Annotated in this window: 20 protein-coding genes; 17 read left to right on the plus strand and 3 right to left on the minus strand. The window is 41.8% G+C overall.

Annotated features, from left to right (window positions below; genetic code table 11):
* Window positions 1-15 precede the first annotated feature (15 nt).
* The 12 genes from JXA84_00685 (at window position 16) to JXA84_00740 (ending at window position 11,809) form a co-directional block, all read left to right on the plus strand.
* Window positions 16-1,974, plus strand: a complete 1,959-nt coding sequence (locus JXA84_00685; protein MBN1149721.1) for an OmpA family protein — start codon at window positions 16-18, stop codon at window positions 1,972-1,974.
* Between the two features lie 12 nt (window positions 1,975-1,986).
* On the plus strand, window positions 1,987-2,790 hold the full coding sequence (locus JXA84_00690; protein ID MBN1149722.1) for a hypothetical protein: 804 nt from the start codon (window positions 1,987-1,989) through the stop codon (window positions 2,788-2,790).
* Window positions 2,787-3,428 (plus strand): hypothetical protein, encoded by a 642-nt coding sequence (locus JXA84_00695; protein ID MBN1149723.1) that lies wholly within the window; start codon window positions 2,787-2,789, stop codon window positions 3,426-3,428. The genes JXA84_00690 and JXA84_00695 overlap by 4 nt, the downstream gene beginning before the upstream one ends.
* Before the next feature lie 40 nt (window positions 3,429-3,468).
* Window positions 3,469-4,485: a phosphoribosylformylglycinamidine cyclo-ligase gene (locus tag JXA84_00700; GenBank protein ID MBN1149724.1), complete on the plus strand. Its 1,017-nt coding sequence runs from the start codon at window positions 3,469-3,471 to the stop codon at window positions 4,483-4,485.
* 58 nt (window positions 4,486-4,543) lie between these two features.
* Window positions 4,544-4,735 carry a hypothetical protein gene (locus JXA84_00705; GenBank protein ID MBN1149725.1) on the plus strand — a complete coding sequence of 64 codons (192 nt, stop codon included), beginning with the start codon at window positions 4,544-4,546 and terminating at the stop codon, window positions 4,733-4,735.
* Between the two features lie 131 nt (window positions 4,736-4,866).
* On the plus strand, window positions 4,867-5,211 hold the full coding sequence (locus JXA84_00710; GenBank protein MBN1149726.1) for an Hsp20/alpha crystallin family protein: 345 nt from the start codon (window positions 4,867-4,869) through the stop codon (window positions 5,209-5,211).
* A 43-nt stretch (window positions 5,212-5,254) separates the two neighbouring features.
* Complete coding sequence (gene lon / locus JXA84_00715) at window positions 5,255-7,558, plus strand: endopeptidase La (GenBank protein MBN1149727.1); 2,304 nt, start codon at window positions 5,255-5,257, stop codon at window positions 7,556-7,558.
* Window position 7,559: 1 nt separating this feature from the next.
* Entirely contained in the window at window positions 7,560-8,024 is a 465-nt protein-coding gene (locus tag JXA84_00720; GenBank protein ID MBN1149728.1) for a PTS sugar transporter subunit IIA, read from the plus strand.
* A complete protein-coding gene (gene aspS / locus JXA84_00725; protein MBN1149729.1) occupies window positions 8,008-9,765 on the plus strand; it encodes an aspartate--tRNA ligase in 1,758 nt (585 codons plus the stop codon). The genes JXA84_00720 and aspS overlap by 17 nt, the downstream gene beginning before the upstream one ends.
* Window positions 9,762-10,247 (plus strand): peptide deformylase, encoded by a 486-nt coding sequence (def, locus tag JXA84_00730; GenBank protein MBN1149730.1) that lies wholly within the window; start codon window positions 9,762-9,764, stop codon window positions 10,245-10,247. The genes aspS and def overlap by 4 nt, the downstream gene beginning before the upstream one ends.
* A gap of 129 nt (window positions 10,248-10,376) precedes the next feature.
* Entirely contained in the window at window positions 10,377-11,132 is a 756-nt protein-coding gene (locus tag JXA84_00735; protein MBN1149731.1) for a slipin family protein, read from the plus strand.
* Window positions 11,133-11,143: 11 nt separating this feature from the next.
* Window positions 11,144-11,809 (plus strand): orotidine 5'-phosphate decarboxylase, encoded by a 666-nt coding sequence (locus JXA84_00740; GenBank protein ID MBN1149732.1) that lies wholly within the window; start codon window positions 11,144-11,146, stop codon window positions 11,807-11,809.
* A 56-nt stretch (window positions 11,810-11,865) separates the two neighbouring features.
* On the opposite strand, the gene JXA84_00745 is transcribed toward JXA84_00740, so the two are convergent.
* Together JXA84_00745 and JXA84_00750 are read right to left on the minus strand one after the other, a co-directional pair.
* A complete protein-coding gene (locus JXA84_00745) occupies window positions 11,866-13,152 on the minus strand; it encodes a TldD/PmbA family protein (protein ID MBN1149733.1) in 1,287 nt (428 codons plus the stop codon).
* A 1-nt stretch (window position 13,153) separates the two neighbouring features.
* A complete protein-coding gene (locus JXA84_00750) occupies window positions 13,154-14,542 on the minus strand; it encodes a TldD/PmbA family protein (protein ID MBN1149734.1) in 1,389 nt (462 codons plus the stop codon).
* A 237-nt stretch (window positions 14,543-14,779) separates the two neighbouring features.
* On the opposite strand from JXA84_00750, the gene JXA84_00755 reads away from it, so the two are divergent.
* Window positions 14,780-15,787 carry an AraC family transcriptional regulator gene (locus JXA84_00755; GenBank protein ID MBN1149735.1) on the plus strand — a complete coding sequence of 336 codons (1,008 nt, stop codon included), beginning with the start codon at window positions 14,780-14,782 and terminating at the stop codon, window positions 15,785-15,787.
* A 163-nt stretch (window positions 15,788-15,950) separates the two neighbouring features.
* Window positions 15,951-19,508, plus strand: coding sequence for a tetratricopeptide repeat protein (locus JXA84_00760; protein MBN1149736.1), 3,558 nt, complete (start codon window positions 15,951-15,953; stop codon window positions 19,506-19,508).
* Between the two features lie 8 nt (window positions 19,509-19,516).
* On the opposite strand, the gene JXA84_00765 is transcribed toward JXA84_00760, so the two are convergent.
* Window positions 19,517-20,881 carry a hypothetical protein gene (locus JXA84_00765; GenBank protein ID MBN1149737.1) on the minus strand — a complete coding sequence of 455 codons (1,365 nt, stop codon included), beginning with the start codon at window positions 20,879-20,881 and terminating at the stop codon, window positions 19,517-19,519.
* Window positions 20,882-21,163: 282 nt separating this feature from the next.
* Here JXA84_00765 and JXA84_00770 point away from each other — a divergent pair, with 282 nt between their 5' ends.
* The 3 genes from JXA84_00770 to JXA84_00780 all read left to right on the plus strand — a co-directional run bounded on the left by JXA84_00770 (window position 21,164) and on the right by JXA84_00780 (window position 24,125).
* Complete coding sequence (locus JXA84_00770) at window positions 21,164-21,793, plus strand: class I SAM-dependent methyltransferase (GenBank protein MBN1149738.1); 630 nt, start codon at window positions 21,164-21,166, stop codon at window positions 21,791-21,793.
* A gap of 91 nt (window positions 21,794-21,884) precedes the next feature.
* Window positions 21,885-22,199, plus strand: coding sequence for a hypothetical protein (locus JXA84_00775; GenBank protein MBN1149739.1), 315 nt, complete (start codon window positions 21,885-21,887; stop codon window positions 22,197-22,199).
* Between the two features lie 261 nt (window positions 22,200-22,460).
* Complete coding sequence (locus tag JXA84_00780) at window positions 22,461-24,125, plus strand: hypothetical protein (protein ID MBN1149740.1); 1,665 nt, start codon at window positions 22,461-22,463, stop codon at window positions 24,123-24,125.
* Window positions 24,126-24,500: the final 375 nt, after the last annotated feature.

Raw genomic sequence — 24,500 nt, forward strand, 5'->3', positions numbered from 1 at the left:
CAAAAAGGAGGGTGCATGAAGAGCAAATTTTCGGTTGTTTTGCTCGTCGCGGTGGCTTTTCTGATACCAATTGCTTCTCTGAACGCCAGAGTTAGCCTCGACGGATCCGGGGGCTGGTTTAGAATACCTTCCGCCTACAATCTCGGAAAAGGTACTTTCACGATAGGTTCGAGGTTTATGCTCAACTACTATTCTTTTGAAGATTCTTTTCCGACCACGCTGGTCTATTACGACACAACTTGGACAGGCCCCGTTTATACGGTCGACACTACCGTCAGGGACACCATAGTCAAAACTGGAGACGCTTTGATGTGCGTCACAATCCCTTTTGGAATGTCCTATGCGATAACGGACTTTGATGAATTCGGCCTGACCTGGGTATTTTATTACGACCGTTTCATAGCCCAGCACATTCACATAAGACCTGACAACCCAGGGATAATAGAGAGTGATTCTCTCGGAACTTTTCAATATTTCGGCAGAAACAGCATAGTGAGTTCATCCATAGGAGACTTGTCCCTTTTCTACAAAAGGACCATTCCAATAAACGAAAAATTCACTATGGGCGGTCTCATTCAGATAATATTCCCCACGGGTCCAGAAAGAGAAGATACTTTTACGCGAAGGACCACTCCAGACACAATCAGAGTCAGCGAAGACGACATAACTTGGAACGGCGGGATATTCAGGACTTTCAGGCAGGGTTTTGGCGGAGGAGTCAGCATTATAGGAACCTTCAAGCCCATTCCGGAATCTCCTTTTTCCTTCGGAGGAGTGCTTGGATACAATTACCTGGGTTACAATGAATACCAGACCATAAACGTCGGAATCGGCGCTTCTTTCAAGGGAAAATATTTCGAACCTTTCGTCGAAGCGACGGGAACTTTTGTCCTTTCCCCAGACAGCATAGCGAGTCCGTTGAGGCTTACTCCCGGAATCAGATTCACGTCTCTCCCGGGTCTCTACCTCGATATAGCGTATGATTTCAGGCTTACATCGAACGACAAATACAACGTCGAAAGTTACGCTTTCAGCCCTGAATGGCTCGCATCCGTTGGATTCGGTTGGTCTTACGATTTTATCCCGGAACGCCCGAAACTCGCATGGATAGCCGGCACGGTGACCGACTCGAGGACGATGACCGGAATTCAAAACGCTCAAGTCACTTTCACCGACACAACTGTAGACGAATTCGTATTCCCCGGTTTAGCGACAGACGAGTTTGGTTCATGGTATGTCTCAGAAATACCTGCGCCGAGGTATTTTGAAGTCAACGTAAACGCAGAAGGCTATTCCTCGGCGAATCCTAGACCTGTTTTTGTATATCCCGAAGACTCGTTGACGGACATAGATTTCGTCCTTGACAAAGAACAGGGAATGATAAGCGGTATAGTCTACGAAATTAAATCCGACGCAACGACCTCGCCTATAGCCGCCTCCATAAACATTTCAGGAGACACTACACTCACGATAGACACTGACGAAAATGGTAAATTCGAAATAACTCTTCTTCCGGGCACATACACCTTTGAAGCGTTTTTGACCGGATACATACCTTCGAGAAAAGGCTTCGACCTCGCAAGCGACCAGGTTTTGGTGACAGAGTTCAACCTTCTCAAAGAGAAAGCCGAACTCGTTTTCCACAACATCAATTTCGAGGTCAACAAAGCTGACTTGCTTCCCGAGTCCTATACTGTCCTAAATCAGGTCGCCAGACTTCTCAAAGAGAACCCTGATGTCCGGATAGAAATTCAAGGACACACGGACAGCGACGGAAGCAACTCTCACAATCAGACGCTTTCAGAAGCAAGGGCTAATTCTGTTCGCAACTACCTCATAAACACCCAAGGTATATCTCCCGACAAACTAACCGCGGTTGGTTACGGTGAGACAAGACTTATGATAACGCCTGAAAGGTCAAGAGAAGACAAGAGGATGAACAGAAGAGTTGAATTTCACGTCATTGAAAACTAAGCGAGGTGAAAGATGAAAAAATATTCTATCGCACTTTTATTTCTCCTCGTCTCTTCGGCTCTGTCCGCTGTTCTTCCCACAAGGACTCTTAGCGTCGAGACAGGATACATCCTCCCTCACCGAGATTCAAAAATCGGTATAGGAGACGTCGCGGTGGGACTTTACGACTATACGCAAATAGGTTCCAATTCTCTGTTAGACGTGTTTTTAATCCCCAACGTCAAAATCAAAGCAGGCGGATTTATCGGCGACCTGCCGATTTCCGTTTCCACAGGCGCTTATTACTGGGATTTTCTCGGTTATTCACCGATTCTTTCGCAGAGCACAAATGAACTCCTAACAGAAGAACTCACTGGAACTCTTACCGGAAAACTCTACGGATACGGATTTTTCTTCGGAGTCAGCTATCTCATATCCCGTCAGCTCGGCTCCATCCACCTCGGTTATGAAATTGACAAAGTTTTGACTGATATAAGAGGCATAGGAGACTTCTCGATCGATCCAAGAGAATACGTTGAAAATACTGATATTTACCTTATCAGCCCAAGGGTTTGGGGTGAGACGGATTCCTGGCACCAGACTGTAACAGCCGCAAACGATCTTTCCTTCGGGGTGATGAAGTTCTACACCGAACTCGGTTACGATTTCGAACTTGAAAAAATGAAATGGGGTGCGGGTTTCGGTATAAACGCCGCCTCAAATTGTGAAATCATGCTTGGCGTCCTCGGACCAGGCGTCGAAATCGATGAGATCAACACTGGCGTAGTGCCTGTATTCCAAGCCATTTGGAACTTCGATTACGTGGAGGAAAAATGAACAAAAAGCTTCTCTTTTTGACAATTGCTATAGCCGCCATAGCTCTGATCGGCTGTAACACGATAATTCACATCACGAGCAGATCTGATCCGAAAAGGCTCGACACAAACGTCGGAGGCAGAATCAACAAGCCTTACGACTTCGAGAAAGTTTCAGGGCTCGATGTTCCGGACGACATAGAAATGAAACTTGTCCGCGCGCATTTTTACGGCCACGTCGCTTTGAGCGTCGATTCGGGGGCAGTTGACTCCCTCAGACCCAGCATTATCTATGTATTTTTGAGCAAGACAGATTCAACAGACGTACCCCTGGACACCAACACTGCTGTTCCGCCTACAAATCCTGTCTACAACAGGGACAACCACAGGCTGATCATCACGATAGATTTCGCTCCGCTCAGCCCTCTTGGAGACTCCGCTGATTTCACGATAAACGCCGAACTCAACAGAGACGACCTAATCTGGGCAGATGAAATATTCAAATCCGACAATGATTTCTACGTCAAAGCGGTCCTGATTCCGCCGATTACAAATGTAAATGTCCAGACAGATGTAACTGCTTGGGTTGACGACGCTTACTTCGAAGTCGATTTTGAAAAAGAAACGGGCGGGTTGTTTCCGTTGTTGTTCTGGTTCTAAAATTACTGGGGAAGCTTTTAGCTTCCCCAAACCCATTGAAATGAAATACGAAGACGCTGGTGTAAACATTGGGAAAGCCGGTAAAGCTCTCGAGAAAATAAAAAACGTCGTCAAAAGCACTTTTGACGAAAGAGTTGTCCAGGACATAGGAAACTTCGGTGCGCTTTTCTCGAATGGCGAAAGGGGTTATCTCGTTTCGTCAGCCGACGGCGTCGGGACCAAACTAAAAGTCGCTTTCGCGACCGGTGAACACTCGACAGTAGGTCAGGATCTGGTCAACCACTGCGTGAACGATATATTCGTCCTCGGAGCAATCCCCATGTTCTTTTTGGACTACATAGCGACAGGAAGTTTAGACGAACAGACCTACGAAAGCTTGATCGGGGGGCTGGCAAAAGCCTGCAGGGAAAATTCATGCTCTCTAATTGGCGGAGAAACCGCGGAGATGCCGGGTTTTTACTCCGAGGGGGAATATGACATCGCTGGATTCATTGTTGGAGAGGTGGCAAAAGAAGACGTCCTGGGTTCACATTTGATAAAACAAAGCGATGTGATCTACGGAATAGAATCTTCGGGACTGCACACTAACGGCTATTCTTTGGCCAGAAAGATTTTAAAAGAAAACAACATCGACTTTTCCTCTTACAGCGAGGATTTAAAAGCGAGCTGGGGTGAAGCTCTGCTGAAGGTCCACAGATCATACCTTTCTGTCCTCAAACAGGCTGTCAAAGAAAAGAAAATCGTTTCAGCCCTGGCGCACATCACAGGCGGCGGTATAAAGGGAAATCTGGAAAGGTCCATTCCGAAAAATCTCGACGCAAAAATCCAGATAAACTGGACCATACCTCCCATATTTAAAATCCTCCAAAAACTTGGGGGAGTACCCCTTTCAGAGATGTTTCTCGCCTTCAATATGGGAATAGGCATGATTTGTTCTGTTCCGCAGGAAAAGACATCTGAATTTGAAAGATACCTTATGGGGAAAAACGAAAATATTCACAGAGTAGGTCTCTTCGAGGAAGGCACGGGAAAAGTAACAATTGAAGGAATCGAATAAAACTAAATTTTTTCGTTTTGTAATCAAAAAGCGCACCCCCAGGGACAGTTTCTCCTTCGTGAAAGAAGTGATAAGGGAATCGAACAACCAATGGGGGCTGTTGTCTTGCGCGGTTTTTAAACACTGGGACATGAACTCCGTTAAAGACATAGTCGATTTCTCAAAAAAACTCCCGGAGTGTTCAAATTACGATTTTTCGGACATAAAGAAAATTGAAAAAATAACTCTTGAGGATATTTTTTCTTTTTGACCTTGTCTATCTCTCCAAATTGTATATATTTTTATTGTATGTGTATTTACTATAGAACTTTACCCAGGCTTTAACAGGGGTTAGAATTTTTTGGTTTCTTTTTTTAACAATCCGCTCGAGGGAGTGTTTTAGTGTATAAATACAGAACCCATGAAGAAACTCCTTTTATGGATGTAGTTGTAAAAAAAACGACTGTCGTAGTCACCGCAGAAGTGCCGGGTCTGAAATCGGACGATATACTCATTCGTCTGGAAAAAAACAAGTTGACCATAATTTCGAAAACACCGCCGGCCCATACAGTCGAAGGAAAATATATCCTTATGGAAAGATGCCACAATCCTTTTAACAGAACAATAGTGCTGCCGCTGGTAATCGACCCTGACTCCATCAAAACCAACCTTTCAGGCGGCATTTTAACCATTTATCTATCGATTTTGAAGGAGATAGATTCTGCAAGAACAATCCAATTACTCTGACAAAAAACCTCTGCCAGTTGTTCCCCCGCTTATACTGCCTCTATTGGCTCTTGAAAAACAGCTGATATATCCAAATCTTCCTCTTGTAGTTGTGGTTTCAAGCCAACAAGACATAGACATGATAAACGAAATCCTCAAATCAAGGGACAAATCCCTTGTGGCAGCGTTAAAAAAAGAAAATTTCGAAGCCGGATCCCCCAAAGAGGATCAAATCTACGACATAGGAGTCGTCTCCCTGGTGACCAAACTGATGAATTACGATGAAAATTACAGAATAATAATTCAAGGCAGAAAAAGAGTTCGGCTTCAGAAAATTTTTGACGGCGGGAAATACTCAAAAGCGGAATGTGTAGCGGTCGATGATACACATGAATCCGGAATTGAGACAGAAGCGCTCCACAGATCCCTTCAAAACGCTTTTATCGATCTTATAGAAGAGACCCCTGCTATTCCTCCCGAATTGAAAATGGTGATAAAGGAAATTGACAAGCCGGGAAGCCTTGCAGATTTTGTTTCCATGCACATAAACATGGATTTAAAAGAAAGACAAAAAATCCTTGAGACCACAAATGTCAGGGACAGGCTTAAATTTGTACTGGAAAAAGTGACAGACGAACTCAAAATAGCAAAAGTTGCATCAAAAATAAGGCGGGATGTCGAAGAAAAAGCTGAAGACAGCAGAAAAGAGTACTTTTTAAGAGAGCAAATGAGAGCGATAAAAAAAGAACTCGGGGAAAAGGACGAAAACGCCAGAGATATAGGGGAAATCCAGGAAAAAATGGAGAAAGTCGCACTTACAGAAGAAGCGAGAAAAGCGTGCGAAAAGGAAATCGAAAGGTTAAACCAAATGCCACCAGCTTCCGCGGAGTATTCAGTATCAAGGACATATATTGACTGGATTTTGGATCTTCCCTGGAACTTGTACACCAAGGACAAGGCGAACCTGCGGAACGCGAAAAAAATTCTCGACTCGGACCACTATGATCTCAAGGAAGTCAAGGAGCGAATACTCGAATTTATCGCAGTGAGAAAACTGAAAAATGACGTCAAGAGTCCCATAATTTGTTTTTTGGGTCCTCCTGGAGTGGGCAAAACTTCCCTCGGTCAGTCTATTGCAAAGACCCTGGGCAGAAAATTCGTAAGATTCTCTCTTGGAGGGATTAGAGACGAAGCCGAGATAAGAGGGCACAGAAGAACATACGTCGGAGCAATGCCGGGAAGAATAATCCAAGGCATTAGAAGAGCTGAATCTGCAAATCCCCTTTTCATGCTCGATGAAATAGACAAACTAGGAGTCGATTTTCGCGGGGATCCTGCATCAGCGCTTCTCGAAGTTCTCGACCCAGAGCAAAACTCCACTTTCAGGGACCATTACCTTGACCTTTCCTTCGACCTTTCTAAAGTATTGTTTATAATGACAGCCAACACGACGGCTACAATCCCACCCGCTCTTCTCGACAGAATGGAAATTATTGAACTTCCGGGCTACACGAACTTTGAGAAGATTCAAATAGCAAAAATCCACCTCTTGCCAAAACAGTTAAAAGAAAACGGCCTAGACGATAAAAATTTAAACTTCAAGAATGAAGCGATTGAAACGATAATTGCCAACTACACATTCGAAGCCGGCGTCAGAAACCTTGAGAGAAACATCGCCAACATTTGCAGAAAAATCGCAAAAAAAATAGCCTCTTCCCCTTCGATTGAGAAAAAAGAGATCCAAATCACGAAAAAATCGGTTGAAGCATTTTTGGGCCCGCCAAGGCAGATTCACGAAAAGAAACTTCCGGCGCCTCAAGCAGGAATTTCAACCGGACTCGCGTGGACACCTAACGGAGGTGAAATACTGTTTATCGAATCTGTGTTCATGCCGGGAAAAGGGAGTCTAATACTCACCGGACAGCTTGGAGAGGTAATGAAAGAATCTGCCATGGCGGCTCTCACGTATTTGAAATCTACAATGAAATCAAAAGACGCAAAGCAGGATTTCTTCATAAACAACGACTTCCACGTTCATGTACCCGCTGGAGCGATTCCAAAAGACGGTCCTTCCGCGGGAGTCGCTATTTTCTCTTCGCTCTACAGCAAGATAAACAACGTCAAGCTGAAAAACGATATCGCCATGACCGGAGAAATAACTCTGACAGGAAGAGTATTGCCGGTTGGAGGAATAGAAAACAAAGTTTTGGCGGCTAAAAGAGCCGGTATCTTCAACGTCATTCTGCCGAAAGAAAACTCTGCGGATTTTTCGCAAATTTCCGTTGAAAAAAAGAAAGGCGTAAAACCTTTTTACGTCGACAGCATTGAGAAAGTTTTAAAACACGTTATATGCAAAAAGGGAGAGTAATTTGATCTGCGAACTTTTAAAACCCGAAAATATAATTATCAGCAATGATAATCTGAACTTCGAACAAACTCTCGACTCGCTTGTCAGCGTTCTGGCTCTGAGGTCCGAAACAAAAAATCTGTGGAAAGATTTTCTTCTCAAACGCGAAGAACTTATTTCATCGAGACTCGGAAAAGGAGTTATGATTTTCAGGGCTTGGCCGGTTCAGACAGATAGAGTCTATTTTTCTTTGGGAATATTCCCACAGGGGCTTGAAATAGAAACTTTTGATGGCGAAAAAATAAAAATTGCCGGTCTTCTGGCGGCTCCAAAAGAAAATGAAAGCGAATACCACGAAAATCTAGTTTCTGTGCTTCGGCTGTTCAACGAGAATTCTTTGAGAGACGATTTAATTCTGAGTCAAGAACCTTCGAAAATACTGCAGCTAATAAAAGACGAGGAGAGCGAACTTGAGAAAACCGTCTGATTCAAACAATTTTTCTACGACTTATAGAACTCATCTCTGCGGTGAAATTGACCCAGTACTTGAAGGTGAAATCGTCAAGGTATGCGGATGGGTGAACAGCATCAGAAAACACGGAGGCGTGACTTTCATGGATCTGAGAGACAGATCCGGAATAGTTCAAGTTGTCATGCATCCAGGTAAGGTAAAAGAAATACCCTTCAAGTTGGAATCCTCTGTTTTCGCAGAGGGAAAAGTTGTTAAAAGACCTGAAAACATGATAAACAGAGACATAATCACAGGCGAAATAGAGATTGAGGCGTCTTCCGTCTCACTTCTCTCCGACACAATACCCCTTCCTTTTCTTCCTGAAGACGAAGTAAAAGCAGGGGCTGAATTGAGGCTGAAATACAGATACTTGGACTTGAGAAGAAAGGTTATGTTCAACAACCTTTGGATTCGGCACTTGACCGTGCAATACATAAGGTCTTTTTTAGCAGAAAAGGGTTTCATCGAAGTGGAGACCCCATACATGACCTCCCCTACTCCTGAAGGAGCGAGAGACTATCTCGTGCCCAGTCGAATACATCGGGGCAAATTCTACGCCCTGGCGCAATCCCCTCAATTATACAAACAGCTTCTAATGGTCTCCGGAATCGACAGATACTTTCAGTTCGCAAGGTGTTTCAGAGACGAGGATATGAGAGCTGACAGGCAGCCGGAACACACTCAGATAGACATCGAGATGAGTTTCGTGTCTCAGGAAGATGTTTTGTCTTTGGCTGAAGAAATGTTTAGCAATGTTTTCAAAAAGGTTCTCGCCGAAAACATTGCGGTTCCCTTTGAGAGGTTGACCTACGAACAGGCCATGTCCAGATACGGAACAGACAAACCCGACAACCGATTCGGATTTGAACTTTTTGAGATCACCCAAGAAGCAAAAAAAACCGGCATGAAAATTCTCGAAAATGCTGAATCTTGCATCTGTCTTCTGGCTGAGGATTATCTGCCGTCGAGAAAGGAAATCGAGGATTTGGAGAGAATCGCCAGGGACAATTCCGCGGGAGGGCTTCTCTGGATAAAATTCGAAGAAAAAGGAGAAACCGGGCCTCTTTCAAAATACTTGACTCCAATGTTGCGATACCAAATCAACCCTGAGAACAAAATCGGGAGTGCTTTTGCTGTAGCTGGTGCATTGTCTCAGTCAAGAAAAGCTTTGGGAGCGGTGAGATTAGAAATTGGTAAGAGGACAAACGCCATCAAAAAGAATTTCAGTTTTTTATGGGTCGTCGATTTTCCTCTGTTCGAAAAAGACGATAACGGAAACTGGACTCCCTGTCATCACATATTCACTATGCCGAATTCTGAAGACATCAAATACTTAGACGAAGACCCGGGTAAAGTCAGAGGGCTTCAATACGATATAGTGCTGAACGGAATTGAACTCGCGTCCGGAAGCATAAGAAACCACAATCCTGAACTCCTGAAAAAATGCTTTTCAGTAATCGGGCTTTCAAGAGAGCAAGCTGAAAGCAAATTTGGTTTTCTGCTTCGCGCTTTTGAATACGCTCCCCCTCCACACGGAGGAATAGCCCCTGGAATCGACCGGCTCGTGATGATTATGACCCAGTCCAAAAGCATTCAAGACGTGATAGCATTCCCGAAAACACTGCAGGCAACCGGTTTGATGGAAGACTGCCCGAGGGATATTCAAACCGACCAAATGGAAGAGCTGGGACTCGTAATGAAAAGAGAAGATTCTTGAAAATCCTGCATTATCCTGATCCTATTTTGAAAACCGTGACGGCCGACGTTGTCGATTTCGACCAGGATCTCAAAGATCTAATTCAAAAAATGATTCCGGTGATGAAAGAACTTGACGGTGTGGGACTCGCGGCAAACCAGGTCGGGATTTTAAGGAATTTTTTCATTGTTCAAATACCCCAAAAAAAACTCGTGGTAGCAGTCAACCCCAAGATCATCTCCTTTTCCGAAGACAAAATTACCTCCGAAGAAGGCTGCCTCAGTCTTCCGGGTTTGTATCTGGATATCCCAAGATCAAAGAAAGTGATCTTGGAAGCATTTGACGAACAAGGGCGTAAATTCACCATGGAAGCTACCGGCCTTTTGTCTAGGGCGTTCTGTCATGAAACAGACCATCTTAAAGGAAAACTGATAATCGACTTTCTCGACTTGGAAGACAGAATCAGTTTTGAAGCTCATCTGAACACGAGAAAGCTTTTTTAAAAATTCTTGAGATTAAATACCAGACATAAAAGCCGGCAGAATAAAATTCTGGATTTTATAGGAATTTAATTGTTTTTTAACCCATCGAACCTATAATAGACTTAAACAAATCATAGAAAAGGAGGTTTTATGCCTTGTTTGTTGATTTTTATAGGGTTTAGTGTGCTATTTTCTTTTTTTTACATTCTCAGGGGCATCAGAATAATTTACCAATATGAAAGAGGTGTGGTGTTCACCTTTGGTAAATTCAGCCATGTCAAAGACCCCGGAATAAGATGGATCTTCCCTATAATTCAAAATATGCGCAGGGTTGATATCAGAATTATGACGGTTGACGTCCCCAGACAGGAAGTCATAACAAAAGACAATATACCCATTCTCGCCAATACAGTAGTATATTTCAAAGTCGAAAACCCCGTGAACGCGATAATAAAAATCGACAACTACGTCTATGCCGTAAGGCAATTCACGCAAGCGGCTCTGAGGGACATAGTCGGAAACAACGAACTTGATTTTGTCCTTACAGAAAGAGTACAAATCGCAGAGAGCATACAGAAAATTGTAGACACCGAGACAGCGGAGTGGGGCGTCGATATCGAATCAATAAAAATACAGGAAATTGAACTTCCCGCGGAAATGAAAAGGGCGATGGCAAAACAGGCTGAAGCCGAAAGGGAAAGAAGAGCCGTGATAATAGCTTCGGACGGAGAATTAAAAGCCTCGGAAAACCTCAGACAAGCCGCTGAAACACTTTCCAAAAATCCCGCCGCGCTTCACCTTAGAACTCTTCAGACAATAAGGGACATAGCCGCTGATCCTTCCGAAAAAATCGTTCTTTATCTGCCTTCGGACATAACCGAAACCATAAAAAAAATCACAGGTTGAAAGACTGCTAAATGTTAAATCCCAGGAAAAGATACCTGCAGATAGCATTCAACTACGACGCTGAACAAGTTTCGAGAATTCTTCCATACATTCCAAAAAGCGACAGAATACTAATCGAGGCGGGGACTCCTTACATTAAAAGGGAAGGATTGAACGGGATAAAATTGATAAGAAAGATGTGGAACGGCATTGTCGTCGCCGATTTAAAAACGCTTGACGGAGGCGAAAAGGAAGTCAGGTTCGCCTTTGGAGCCGGAGCAAACGCGATTACAGTATTCGGTGGAGCCCCTAAGGAGACTTTGAATTTTTTCATTGATACATGCTCAAAAATGCGGATTTACTCGATGATAGATATGCTGGGGGTAGAAGATCCTCTCAAAGTCCTTTTAAAGCTCAAAACTCCTCCCGATGTCGTCGTCATACACAGGGGCAGAGACGAAGAAAGCACCCGAGGAAAAGTTATCAAATACAAGCAAATCAACAAAATCCGAAGCAAGTACGACGTGTTTATATCTGCCGCCGGAGGTATCGATCTTAAAGAAGCAAGGAGCGCAATTTTCAACGGAGCAGACATCGTCGTCGCGAATATCGTCGTCCCCGGAGATCCATGGACAGGTATAAGCTCATCTTCCGACGTCAATGAAATAGCTTATCAGTTTTTGACTACAATCGAGTGATTCAAGTCTTTTTTGGCCGTTTTTTTGAAGTTGTCAAGCAGACAAAAACAGCGTATCTAAGAAAATAAAACGTTTTTTATCAGAATATAAGGAGCTCTTGATTTTCCGAAGTCAACGGTCTGCTTGGATACCGCTTTTACGTCAAGGAGCATTTGAGCAGTATTGCCTGTCATCATGACTTCTTTGACCGGATACTTTATTTTTCCGCCTTCGATGTAGTAGCTGTTTTTGCATACTCCGGACAGTTGTCCGTTCACGCTTGGGGTTCCTCCGGAAAATCTATCCATGAGAATTCCTTTATTCACGCCGCTTATAATTAGATCCAAGTCCGTTTCTCCCTGGAGTATTTCCATGTAATTGTCGTTCATATTCAAAGATCTCGGTAATCCGGTTTTTCTCGAGCCGTAATAAGAGACAATGAAATTTTTTAAAAAACCATTTTCGATAACACCCATGTCTTTTGTCAAGAATCCGTCAAAAGTAAAATTATCTTTGCTTACAGAAAGGTCCGAGAGTGGCGAAAATTTCACGTTGAGAATGTCCGAGGCAATTTTTTCTTCAAGCTTGTCTTTGTATATGCTCGTTCCGGATATTAGCCTGTCCTCGTGCAAGGGTGAAAGAAAATCGTCCATAAAAGCCAAAGACGCCTTTGGGGTCAGCACAAGATCTCCTTTGAATTTAAACCCCATTGTTTTGCTTTTTATTTGCTCGGCAGATTTTTGAAGTGTTTCGTCTATTACGCCCGTAGAAATCAGATTTTCCGAGATTTCGGGTTTATCCAAATAAAGATAATTGAAAGAAGAGATCTCGTCCCCTTTTTTCGCTGTAAAAAACAGAGAGAGACTGTAGTACGACTTGTCTTCTGCTAAATAACACCCACGAGTGTTTGCGTAGATGATTTTGCTTTTTTTGTGTGAAAATGTCGTGTCGGAAAATATTATCTCTGGATATTTTCTTTTCGCATCCGACAAAAAAATTGAAAATGCGTCTATCATTTTTTCCTTTTCCGGCTCTTTTGAGTTTCCCAGAAAAGTTTTTTCAAAATCAGAGGGGCTTATTTCGTAAGCTTCATCCGGCAAGGAAGAATTTAAAGTATCTTTCAAAAATTTCGCGGCTTTTTTTATCCCTTCTTTTCCAGAGTCGTTCACTGTAATCTCAGCTTTTTTGTTTTGGCTGTAGGCTTCAATGTTTGTTATTTCGTTTTGGGTTGTCCTGAAAAAATTTACGCTGTCCTTTTCAACATTTAATTCTGTCAACTCCTGCCGGACGCTGAAAAGCGCCGATTTTTCAGCACCTTGAGATAATATTTCATCCAGTATGACTTTTGCTTCGGTTTTATCCACTTCAATTTCCTCCGATACTGACTTTGCATTTGATCGCCGGCCCGCCCATCGCTACCGGCATTGGTTGTTTTTTACCGCATGTTCCGGAACTCACCCACTTCATTTGATCCGATACCATAGTGACGGTTTTCAACAGGTCCACGGCTTTTCCCGAAATAGCAGTGTTCTGAAGAGCTTTTCCAAGTTTTCCTTTTTTTATCTCGTAACCAAACGTCACGGCGAACATGAACTCGCTCGTGGAGTCGGCTTGACCATTTCCTGGATTTTCAAGAAAATAACCGTCTTCAACAGAAGATATCATATCTTCAAGTTTATCTTTTCCTGGAAGTATGCAGGTGTTCCTCATTCTTATCAAAGGCTCGTCGTCGAAACTGAAAGCCCTGGCGTTTCCTGTGGGTTCTACTTTGAAATACGCTGCTGATCTTCTGTTGTGCATATAACCGGTCAAGACGCCGTTTTCAATAATTTTGGAGTCTTTTCCCTCCACTCCTTCATCGTCATAGAAGACTGGCATTGGGCAAGTTTCTCCCAGAGCTGTGTGGGCAAAGTCGGTTAAACTTATTTTATCCGAAGCAATTCTGATGTTTAAGAGGTCGGCGGCAATCGACCCTCCCATGACAAAATCTGCTTCTGTGGTATGACCCATAGCTTCATGCGCCAGTATCCCAGCAAGGTCTGCTCCCAGGATGACATCCTTCAAGCCGGCTTCGGCCTGGAGGCCCGAACATTTTTCCATGAGTTTTGTGTAAAGAATTCCAATATCAGAATATAGGTCTTCGGGAGATGAAAATATGTCTTCTATGTCTCCAAGTCCGCCGAATGATTCTGAAATGCTGACAGGCTGATTTTTCTCTCCTGAAGTCAAAGATATTCTAATAAATGATCTGGGTAAGGTTTGTATTATGTGTGCTCCTTCGGAAGTGAGGAGTTCTTTTCGAGTTTTCAAGTGGGAATAAATAGTCTGAACGCTTGAAACTTTTTTATAGTTTTGTTTTACATGAGTATCTAAATCTTTTACAAAATCGAACTTTTCTTTTCTAGTCATTTTCGCTTTTTTCGTCGACAAGTCTTTTTCAAAAACAACATCTTGCTGTTTTCTGAATATTTTATCTCCATTTTTTAATTTACTTGACAAAATTTCAGCGTTTTGCTGGGCTTTTTTTATCAACTCTTCTGCGATACCGGGTTTATCTTTCGGATTGGAAGCAAAGCCCCAAAATCCATTTTTAAAAACTCTCGCGCTGTGACCTTTGATGGTTTTTTCATCGTTGGCAACGCAACTTCCGTTGATAAAACTTATCTTCTCGTTATAGTTTTCGTGAAACCTCAACTCGGTGTATTCTGTAAATCTTTTTCCGATCTTTTCTGCATCAAACACATTTGCCTCCATTTTGGAAAATATTATCATAAAAAAACTTTTTTTGCAAATATATGTGGGGTCAGGCTGAAATATAGAAAATCATAAGAATAAAAAGTCATAAATATCTATATTACATTAAAAAGCAACTTAAAACAAAAAAGACCAAATTATTGGACATTTTATACTAAAAAAAATCCCGTTTTCTATTTACATAACAACTTTTTTTTATCCTTTAACAATTTTTGTGATACAATTATACAGAAATATATGAAAAGATACTCTGACAACAAAAAAGAATATCTATCACGCATAAACAGAGCGATAGATTACATAGAAAGAAATTTAGACAAGCAGATAAGACTGCATGATATTGCGGAAATTTCTAATTTTTCACCCTACCATTTTCATAGAATATTCAGTTCGGTCGTCGGAGAGACGCTGAACAGCTTCATCAGCAGACTGAGATTAGAAAAAGCGGCTTCCTCTCTTTTGTCGAAAAGAAATTCTTCAATAACCGAAATAGCTATTGATTGCGGATTTTCAACCTCATCATCATTCGCGAGGGCATTCAAGGAAAAATACGGCATGAGCGCCAGCGACTGGAGAGGAGGCGGACACGCGGTAGAAAGCAAAAAAAGAAAATCGATTAGCAAAAATAGCAAAGCCAATAGCAAAAACGAGAAAGAAAAAAATCCCTCCCTGTTGTACGATGAAGAAGCGACAGACTCCGGAGAAAAAAAATCGCTTCACCTTCAAAACGCAAGGAGGAAAAAAATGTCTGCAGTAAAACCGAAAACGGTAAAAGTCGAGGAACTGCCTGAAATGTGTCTGGCTTATGTCAGGCATATAGGACCATACAAAGGAGATGACGCTCTTTTCAGAAGCCTTTTTGAAAAAATAATTAAGTGGGCTGGTCCCCGCGGGTATCTTTCAAGTCCAGAGGCAAAATTTTTATCGGTCTATCATGACAACCCGGAGATAACAGACACAGATAAGCTCCGTGTAAGCGTCGGACTGACAGTTCCGTTCGAAACGGATGTCGATGGGGAAATTGGCAAGATGACTGTACCCAAAGGTAAGTACGTCCTCGCGAATTTTGAAATCGATCAGAGTCAATATCAGGAAGCATGGGACAATGTCTTCGGAGAATGGTTTCCTAAAAGCGGATACACCTGCGACGACAGACCTTGTTTCGAATGGGCTCTGAACGATCCCGATCAGCATCCAGAAAAAAAACATTTAATAAACATTTGCGTTCCTGTGAAACCATTATAACTTTTCGGGGGTCTGGCTGAAAAATCGAAATGGATCTAAAAGTTTTCGAAGCCTCCATTTGAAAAAAATGATCCTGAGATTTCGACTTTTCGGCCGGACCTTGAACTTTATCTTGTAAACCTAATCCCTTGAACAGGTATATTCAATGTAGTATCATTTCTTCATGAAATGCGCTTCCTGCGGCTTTGAAAATCCTGAAAAATCAAATTATTGCGCTAATTGCGGTGCATTTTTAAAAAAAATTTCCGCCCAGGAAGAAAGAAAACTCGCTTCGATATTGTTCGCAGACCTATCCGGCTTCACCGAACTATCGCACTCTTTGGAACCTGAAGAAGTCGCCGATATAATTAGAGCCAGCTCAGAAACAATCAACCCTATTATCCTCAAAAATGGAGGTCTGATACTGGGTTATCAAGGAGATTCGGTGATTGCAGTGTTCGGGATTCCAAAATCAGGAGAAGATGATCCTGAAAAATCTGTTAAATGCGCTCTTGAAATACTCGATTCAATTTCTTCAATAAATTTCAAGATATTCGAAATAACCGGTAAATATTTCAAAATTGGGATTCACGCGGGAATAAACAGCGGGATAATCGCTTGGAGCGAAACGGGATCCCCTTACAAAAATGAACTTACGGCTCTTGGAGACACGGTTAATTTAGCATCGAGAATAATGAATCTCGCGATGAAAAACGAGATTTACGTATCGGAAAATATTTTCAGACAAACCAGGCATTTTGCTGATTACGGAAGACTGGAAACCTACTGCGTAAAGGGCATAAAAGAAGAAATAAGAGTTTATAAACTGCGCGGATTAAAAAAAGAGCCTTCATCCAAAAGATCTCTCGCGGGAATTGACAAGAGTTTTATCGGCAGATCCGGTTTTATCGACAAGTTACGCCAATTCATAAACGAAAGACCTGAAAAAGATCTATCAGCCGCTGTCATTTGGGGAGACGCGGGTATAGGAAAAACCAGATTCATAATGGAGTATCAAAAAAGCCAAATCAACGGCAAGAACGATCTTGTGTTTTTTTTACAATGTCCCCCAATGAGTGAAAGCCTTATGAACTCCACGCTTGTAAAATTTCTTGAAATGATATTCGGAATACAAAAGAAAGAAACAGAAAAACAAAAGAAAAACAAGATTATAAAAAAAATAAAATCATTTTCCTTGAATATGAATTATGAAAAGATGAAATTCATTTATTCCTTAATGTCGCTCGAACCAGACCTGGAATTACATCCAGCTGAAAACATCGACCCAGGTTCATTGGGTCTGGCTAAGCCTTTAGGGTTAGAAGCATTTTCAGCAGTCAAAGAAATTCTCACTGCTTTATGCCAAAAAAAAAAGGTTTATCTCATAATTGACGATTCCCATTGGATTGACGGATTTTCAGCTGCCTTTCTTTCTTATCTTTCTGAAAACTGGAAAAGATTGTCCATGGATCTAATCCTTCTATCAAGGATTGAAAAAAAAGGACATGTCAAGGAAATAAGCGACAAGTTAATAAAGAATTTGCACAATCGTTTTCTGAATCTTGAACTTGATCCTCTTGATATATCTCAGAGCAAAGAAGTTTTAAATTCTCTAATACCTGACGACAGAATAAACTACAAACTCAAGCAAAAGATTCTCCAAAAAGCCGGCGGAAACCCTTTTTTTCTTGAAGAAATAGCAAGGCATCTTCTGGAGGCGATGGCATACACCGATACATCAGGAAGAAATTCACTTTCCGATGATAAGCTTTTGCCGGATTCAGTTGTGTCTGTTCTATATTCGAGAATCGACATGCTTGACCCCGTGCAGAAAAACATCTTGAGAGCCGCCTCTGTGGCAGGAAGTGATCTCAATGAATCTCTTCTTGCCCATTTAGTCCGTCAAAACCTCGGTGATGTAAAAAAAGAGCTTTCGTCACTGTCGGATTTGCAATTCTTGACCAAACTCAACGGTTGTTATTCGTTCAAGCACAACCTTGTGCAAGAAGTCGCTTACAAGACAATAATAAAAAAACAAAAAAAGGAATTACACGAAAGTATAGCTAAATACCTGAAAAAACTTGACGAAAGAAAAAAGCATAATTATAACGAAAGTCTATCCCTTCACTTTTTTAAAAGTGAAAAATGGGAGAATTCATTCAAATACTCTATAGTATCTGCTGAAAACGCTCTCGCCAAGTTTCAAAACGAATTTGCTCTGAAATTCTGCGAGCAGGCACAGATCTGCGCAGTTCGTCTAGGAGATGAATCCAGGTTGGTGAAAGCCCTTTTGATCAAATCCAAAATCCTCACTTTCACTGGAAATAACGCAGAAGCTCTTAACTGCGCGAAAAAATGCTTAAAACTGGCAAAAAAAATTAACGTTCCTGAAATTGCTTCAGCATGTGATTTGTTGCTATCAGGCATTTATTCAATGTATGGAAACTACGAAAATTCCCAATTGCATTTATCCAACGCAATGAAATTTTTTAAACAAATCCGTGATCTCGACGGGCAAGCTGATTGTCAGATCATGTCCGGAAGGATTTTCTACCTCAGAAGCGATTTTAGAAAAAGCCTTCTCTCTTACAAAAAAGCACTTAACGTTTACCTGGAAACGAAAAACACACGCGGGATATTCAGGTCTTACAATTTGATCGGATTGATATATTTTGAGATGTCAAACATGGAGAATTCTCTTCATTATCAGATAAAAGCGTCCAAAGTCCTAAAAAAGAAAGGCGACAGATTCGACAGGTCGAGAGTTTTGACAAGTATCGCCTTCGTATACTATAAACTTCATAAATATTCAAAAGCGCTCGACTTCTACAAGCAATCCATGGCAATCAAGAATGAAATCGGAGACAGACCCGGTGTTTCGTACAATCTCGCGCACATAGGGATACTATATTTATACATGAACGATTATTCCAATGCTCGGAATTATTTAGAAAATTCCCTGGAAATACTCAGGAATATCGGGGACCTCAAGTCTCAAGCCAACGTAGAATTTTACATAGGCATCCTGCACCTAAGAATGGGGAAGTTAAACCTGGCAAAAAAAACTTTATCTAAAGCTCTCAGGGTATCAAAAACTATCGGAGACAGGCAGAGCTCCTCTGAATGCCTTTACACACTCGGACTTGTGGAAGCGGAAAAAGGAAAATTTGATAACGCCGAAAAACTTTTCAGGGAATCGTTGAAATCACTCAAAGCCATCGGAGACGTATCTGAATGCGGAAAAGTTATAACCATGTGGGCTCGAGTAAATTCGGATAGCGGTAATTTTTACTCAGCCAAAAGAAATCTCGAAAAATCTATGCCATATTTAGGTAAATTTTCTGAGAACAATTTCGTCTACCACAGCGTAAAAACAACGCTCGCTCTTGAAAGAGAAGATACGACTCAAGCCCTTGAAAACCTTCAAAAAGCCGAAAAATGGGCAAAAATACTCGACACAGACCATTTTTTCGCTGAATACTACCTCCTCTCAGCCCAAGTGTTCGAATTCATTGGTAAAAACTTAAAAGCGGAAAAGTCTTACACCAAAGCTTCTGTCCTGTTCGAAAAAATAGATGAACCTCTAAACCTTGCCAAATCTTTTTATTTACATGGGAAGTTTTTAAAAAAAACCATAAAAAGTGATCAATACACCAAAAGAGCCCAAAAAATCTACCGCGATTTAAAAATACCTTTTTGGATTAGTTCAGAGAAAACGGCCGTGCACATGCGCGGCCGTTGATATTTATTTCACTCTGCTACTGTAATTTTACCCGAAACAGAATTTTCACCCGCTTCTATTCTGAATATGTATGTTCCGTTGGGTACGACCTGTCCGTCTTCAGATGTCTTTTCCCACGTCAAGGTGTGAGCTCCTGGCTGCACACCTGAAAAAACCTCTGATCTGATTTTTCTTCCTATCATGTCGAAGACATAAAATCTGACGTCCGTCTGATGGGGCAGGTTCAGTCTTATTCTAACATCATCTTTCGACAGGTTTCCTGAAATCACAGAAAAATAGAATTCTCCCAGACCTGGGATTTCCGGTTCTTCCACCGAGAGAATGATATCGGTATGAAGAGCTTCGTTGTATGGCATATAGGTGCTGTTCAGGTAACCCGCAAGGGAAAAAAGCGTCATTTCAGAGGCGTCGACAAGGGTGATAGGCATAATTACGCAGGTGTGGTTCATGCTGAGACTCGGTTTGTCTGGAATTTGAACCCAGCCTGAATCGGACTGATACATGTAACAGGAATTAAGATAGCCATAAGAACCATCCTGACCTGCGATGACGAAGAGTTTGTCGCCATACGAAGCGTATCCGCATCTTCTCCTGCCTACACCCGGAATTGTGCCGCTGGCCGCCCATGTTATGTTCGCCGGATTTGCCGGGTCTATATAACCTTTGTATACCGAAGAGGACCATTGAGAAGAAGATGTATAACCCGTGGCTAAAACGAGAGTGTCGTTTCCCAGATAACCTGAAGCGCCGCTCATCACACCTTCTGGCAGCGGTGTCGCGTAAAAATATGAATCTCCAGCTATGTCGTAGACCTGAACAATATTATTAGCGGTCCATGAATCACCCCCGCCAATCAGGTAAATCAGACCCTTGTCCTCTACGAGAGCGATGTTTACGTCGTTGAGGCCTGTGGGCATAGAAGTGCCATTGGAATATGAATTTCCTTTAATGTCGTAAATCATACACATGTTGCCGGAGGCAAAGCTTCCGAACATGTAAACTTTATTTTCGTATGTCGTCGATGCTCCGTATCTCATTTCAATTGGCATTGGTGTCCCGGCGGTCCAGGAATTAGAAACAACGTCGAAAATGTGATGAGGCGTGCACGGAGCCGGATTCCCGCCGAAGACGTGGACGTGAAGAGTTTCACCGTTTTCTGACCTGTAGTATCCCGTGTACACTCCGCATCTTCCTTCCGTCATGTTTGTTAGAACTTGCCAATAAAGAGAATCGGCATCAAAAGCAGAGAAATCTACTTTCGGATTATGGTTTTCAAGAAGATATCCCGGCAGATAAAAATCTCCATCCTCCATTTCGGCGAAAAGAGAAGCGCCGAAAACCACGGTAAAGAGAACCATCGCGAAAACCTTCATACGACCTCCTTTTGCATGTTTCTGATCATATAATAATTTAAGGGAAACAAGGTTGAATAAACATAATCCAGCACACCTCCTTATCAGGGAAGAAACGCCTTTCAAATTAAATTATAATTATACTTTGTTATTTTTGCAAAACATTAATTTTATCATTTTCCTCATGCTTTTCAATTCTCGTCAATTCCCGTAATTTTTGACAAATCGGAATACATTTATTACAATTAGGGGTTATTTCAAACTTGATCGCTTAAAGAGATGGTGGTAATCTCTGTGAAAGTTATGGCGAGAACAAAACCTTTTGATGAATTTACTTTTGAATACGACAATTGGTTTTTTACAAACCATTTCACGTATATATCAGAACTCAAAGCAGTAAAAAAACTTATTCCCAAAAAAGGCCAAGGGCTTGAGATAGGTGTCGGCACCGGTAGATTCGCCGAACCCACTGGTGTGACTTTTGGCGTCGAACCGTCTGTAAAAATGGCCAAAATCGCGGCAGAGAGAAAAATTCAAATAGTCAGATCTATCGCCGAATATCTGCCTTTCAAAGATTTTGCTTTCGATTTCACGCTGATGGTGACGACTATTTGTTTTATTGACGATGTCGAACAGTCTTTCCAAGAGGCAAAAAGGGTCCTCAAAAATGGCGCCCCTTTTCTTGTAGGTTTCATAGACAAAGAAAGCCCAATTGGAAAGTTGTATCAAAAATTAAAAAACAGCAGTGAATTCTACAAAATAGCAAATTTTTACAGTTTTAGAGAAATCGCCGAAATGCTCGAAAAAACCGGTTTTCGGGATTTAAAATCGGTCCAGACCGTATTCAGAGGTTTAAAAGAGATGGATAGCGAAGAAGAAGCCCTTGAAGGTCACGGGAAAGGTTCTTTTGTGGTGTTAAGGGCCATCAAATAAACAACTCCTGAAATTTTTACGGGTTTGTTTATTCATGCATAATTTTTGGTATATTTAATTTGACATGATCCATAAAGGAAAATTATTCATTTTGATAATCGCTGTTCTTGGTTCTCCTCTTATAGCTGGAATTTACGGAATGCTTCACGACCAATTCACCTACACGGTGTCGCGGGAATACTACACAAAATTCAAATTCATTCAGTTAGGACTGACAAAAAATGGTGAAACTTTGACATATCCTGAAAGGCTTGGTGTAGCAAAAGTCGGTTTTCTCGCGACGTGGTGGACGGGAATACCCATCGGTGTCTTGTTGAGATTTACCGGTCTTGTCCATCGCAATCGGGGAGAAATGCTCAAGTATATTTTCTTTTCTGCAATACTAGTTTTTTTAATTACAGTTTAATCAGGTTTTGCGGGTTTAATATACGGAAAGCTATTTCTCGCCGAATCCGGTCTTAATTGGTATATTCCCGAAGGCGTTTCTGACACAGGCAATTTCATCACAGTCGGTTCGATGCATAATTTCAGCTACGCAGGAGGTTTTTTTGGACTGATATCAGGAATTGTTTTTCATGCTTGGGTAAAAAAAATATAAATAATAAATTTTGCAATCTCTCCTTCCAAAGAATATAATCTGGTCGCGTTACAAATTAAAGGAGGAAAGATGCAAAAGTTGTTATTTTTTGTTGTTCTCTTTCCGATCTCTTTGCTTTTTGCTGAATCCAAAGGTCCCTCAGGCGATGATTACACGATTCCCGTAATAAGCTCGTTCGAGAATGTTTGTGATACGGAAGACTTTTCCCGATATGAAATTCCCGCAGATTTCTTCAGAATAAACGAAGAGATTAGCATTTCAACAGAACCGCCGAAATTTTCACCTCTTTGGAGACCGAATATACTCGTCACAAATCAATGCGCCTGCCTTCCCAGAGAAAACATGGCTTTTGATTACGACGCGTCCGGAAATATATACTCAGCCCTTCAGTCAAGCCACAACGGCGGAACGGACACCCTGTTCATCTATCGTTCAACAGACAGAGGGTATTCCTGGAATGTATTTTATTCAAATCACGTCGCAAACGGAGGAAAGATACTTGATTTTGACATGCGTCTGGAACCGCACACAACTGTCAATCCCGAGATATATCTGGTTTGGGCGGATTCTCAGTATTCTTCAGGCTACAGGTTGTTTTTCGGAGCAGTCAGACCCGGAGTATCAGAAAGATGGTATCGTTTCGATTCGGCATTTAACTCGTCAGACAGCACCTTCCAGGTTGCAATGGATGTTTCTCCCGATTCAAACCCTTCCATAGCCATTTCTTCGATAAGATACGCCCATTACGTCGGTGAAACCGGCTGGAACACTATGTTTTCATCAGACACAGGATTGACATGGTCTTTTCTTACGCACGTAACTTCTAACGCTCCAATGGGGATTACCGTTGCGTGTCATTCACGGACAATATTCTACGTCGGCACAATTTATACCCAAAACAACTACAGAATGCGAGTCGCAAAATACGACAACGGAACAGTAACCAGTCAATATATTTCTGCAGATTTTGACACGTTGAGGGCTGATCCTGTACTTGTGACTCAAAAATATCACTCCTATCCGTCAAATTATGTTTACGCCGTATTAACACTTGGCTCCGGAAACGCTTCAAGAATATTCTTCAACTTTTCAAGCAACGGAGGATCAACTTGGGTTAGCGAAGATTACTGGCCGGTTACCGGAAACAGATGCTCATACAAACCGAACATGAGAATCGGGTGGAATTATACCGAAGACAGACCGATAGTTTCCTGTCTTATCGAAGGCGGTTCTTTTGATTCTCTGGGAGTTTCTCTTTGTAATGCGGATTTCTATACATGGGGTTCAAAATCAGTCTTAAACGATCATTCTCCTACAGCTCTGATACCTCCGCAAGTCATTTGTGTGAATGGATTAGACATAAACGGGAGTGTCGTACTGTACAGACAAAGTTCTTCAAACAATATTTGGTTTGACAGGTGGGATCATTACAATCACATTGAGGAGCTCCCTCCTTCAATTTATTTTGTCACACCGGAAATTTCCATATCCAAAGGACCAGACAGATTTTGTATTTATTTAACAGCTACTCAGGAAACAAATATAAAAATTACTGTTTTTGACGTTCTTGGAAGAAATGTCCGAATCATTACAGAAGATTTTTTTAATGAAGGAAAACACAGCTTCGTTTGGATGCTCGATGACAAAAACGGCGACAAAGTAAGATCCGGAACATACTTCATCTGCTTCGATTCAGACAATCGAAGATTTTCAAAATCGGTTAAAGTGTTTTAAACAAAGCAGAGGGGATATTTAGTTGCAAATAAATTCATTCATGAATAAAACAGTCCGGTGAACTGAACAATGAATAGAAAACAGCACAACGTACTGAAATAGACGGCGAGAATCTTTGCAACCGCGATAATACTGTTCGGTCTCCCGTTCTATTTCGGCTACGGAAATCCGATTCCTTTTATAAATCCGGATTATACTTTTGGGACAACACTTGGCTGACGATTTTCCCGTTGATGTTTGCAGGGCTTGCCATCGGATGAAAATTCAAGAATACAGGTGGATTAATCGTTTTTCTGCCTATCTTGTCCGGTATTCTCCTTGGTATTATGACGAGCCGGGGTTTCTCGATTCATATGCTGATTTCACTTGCCGCAG

The organism is candidate division WOR-3 bacterium (assembly GCA_016926475.1).
GTDB lineage: Bacteria > SDB-A > SDB-A > SDB-A > SDB-A > JAFGIG01.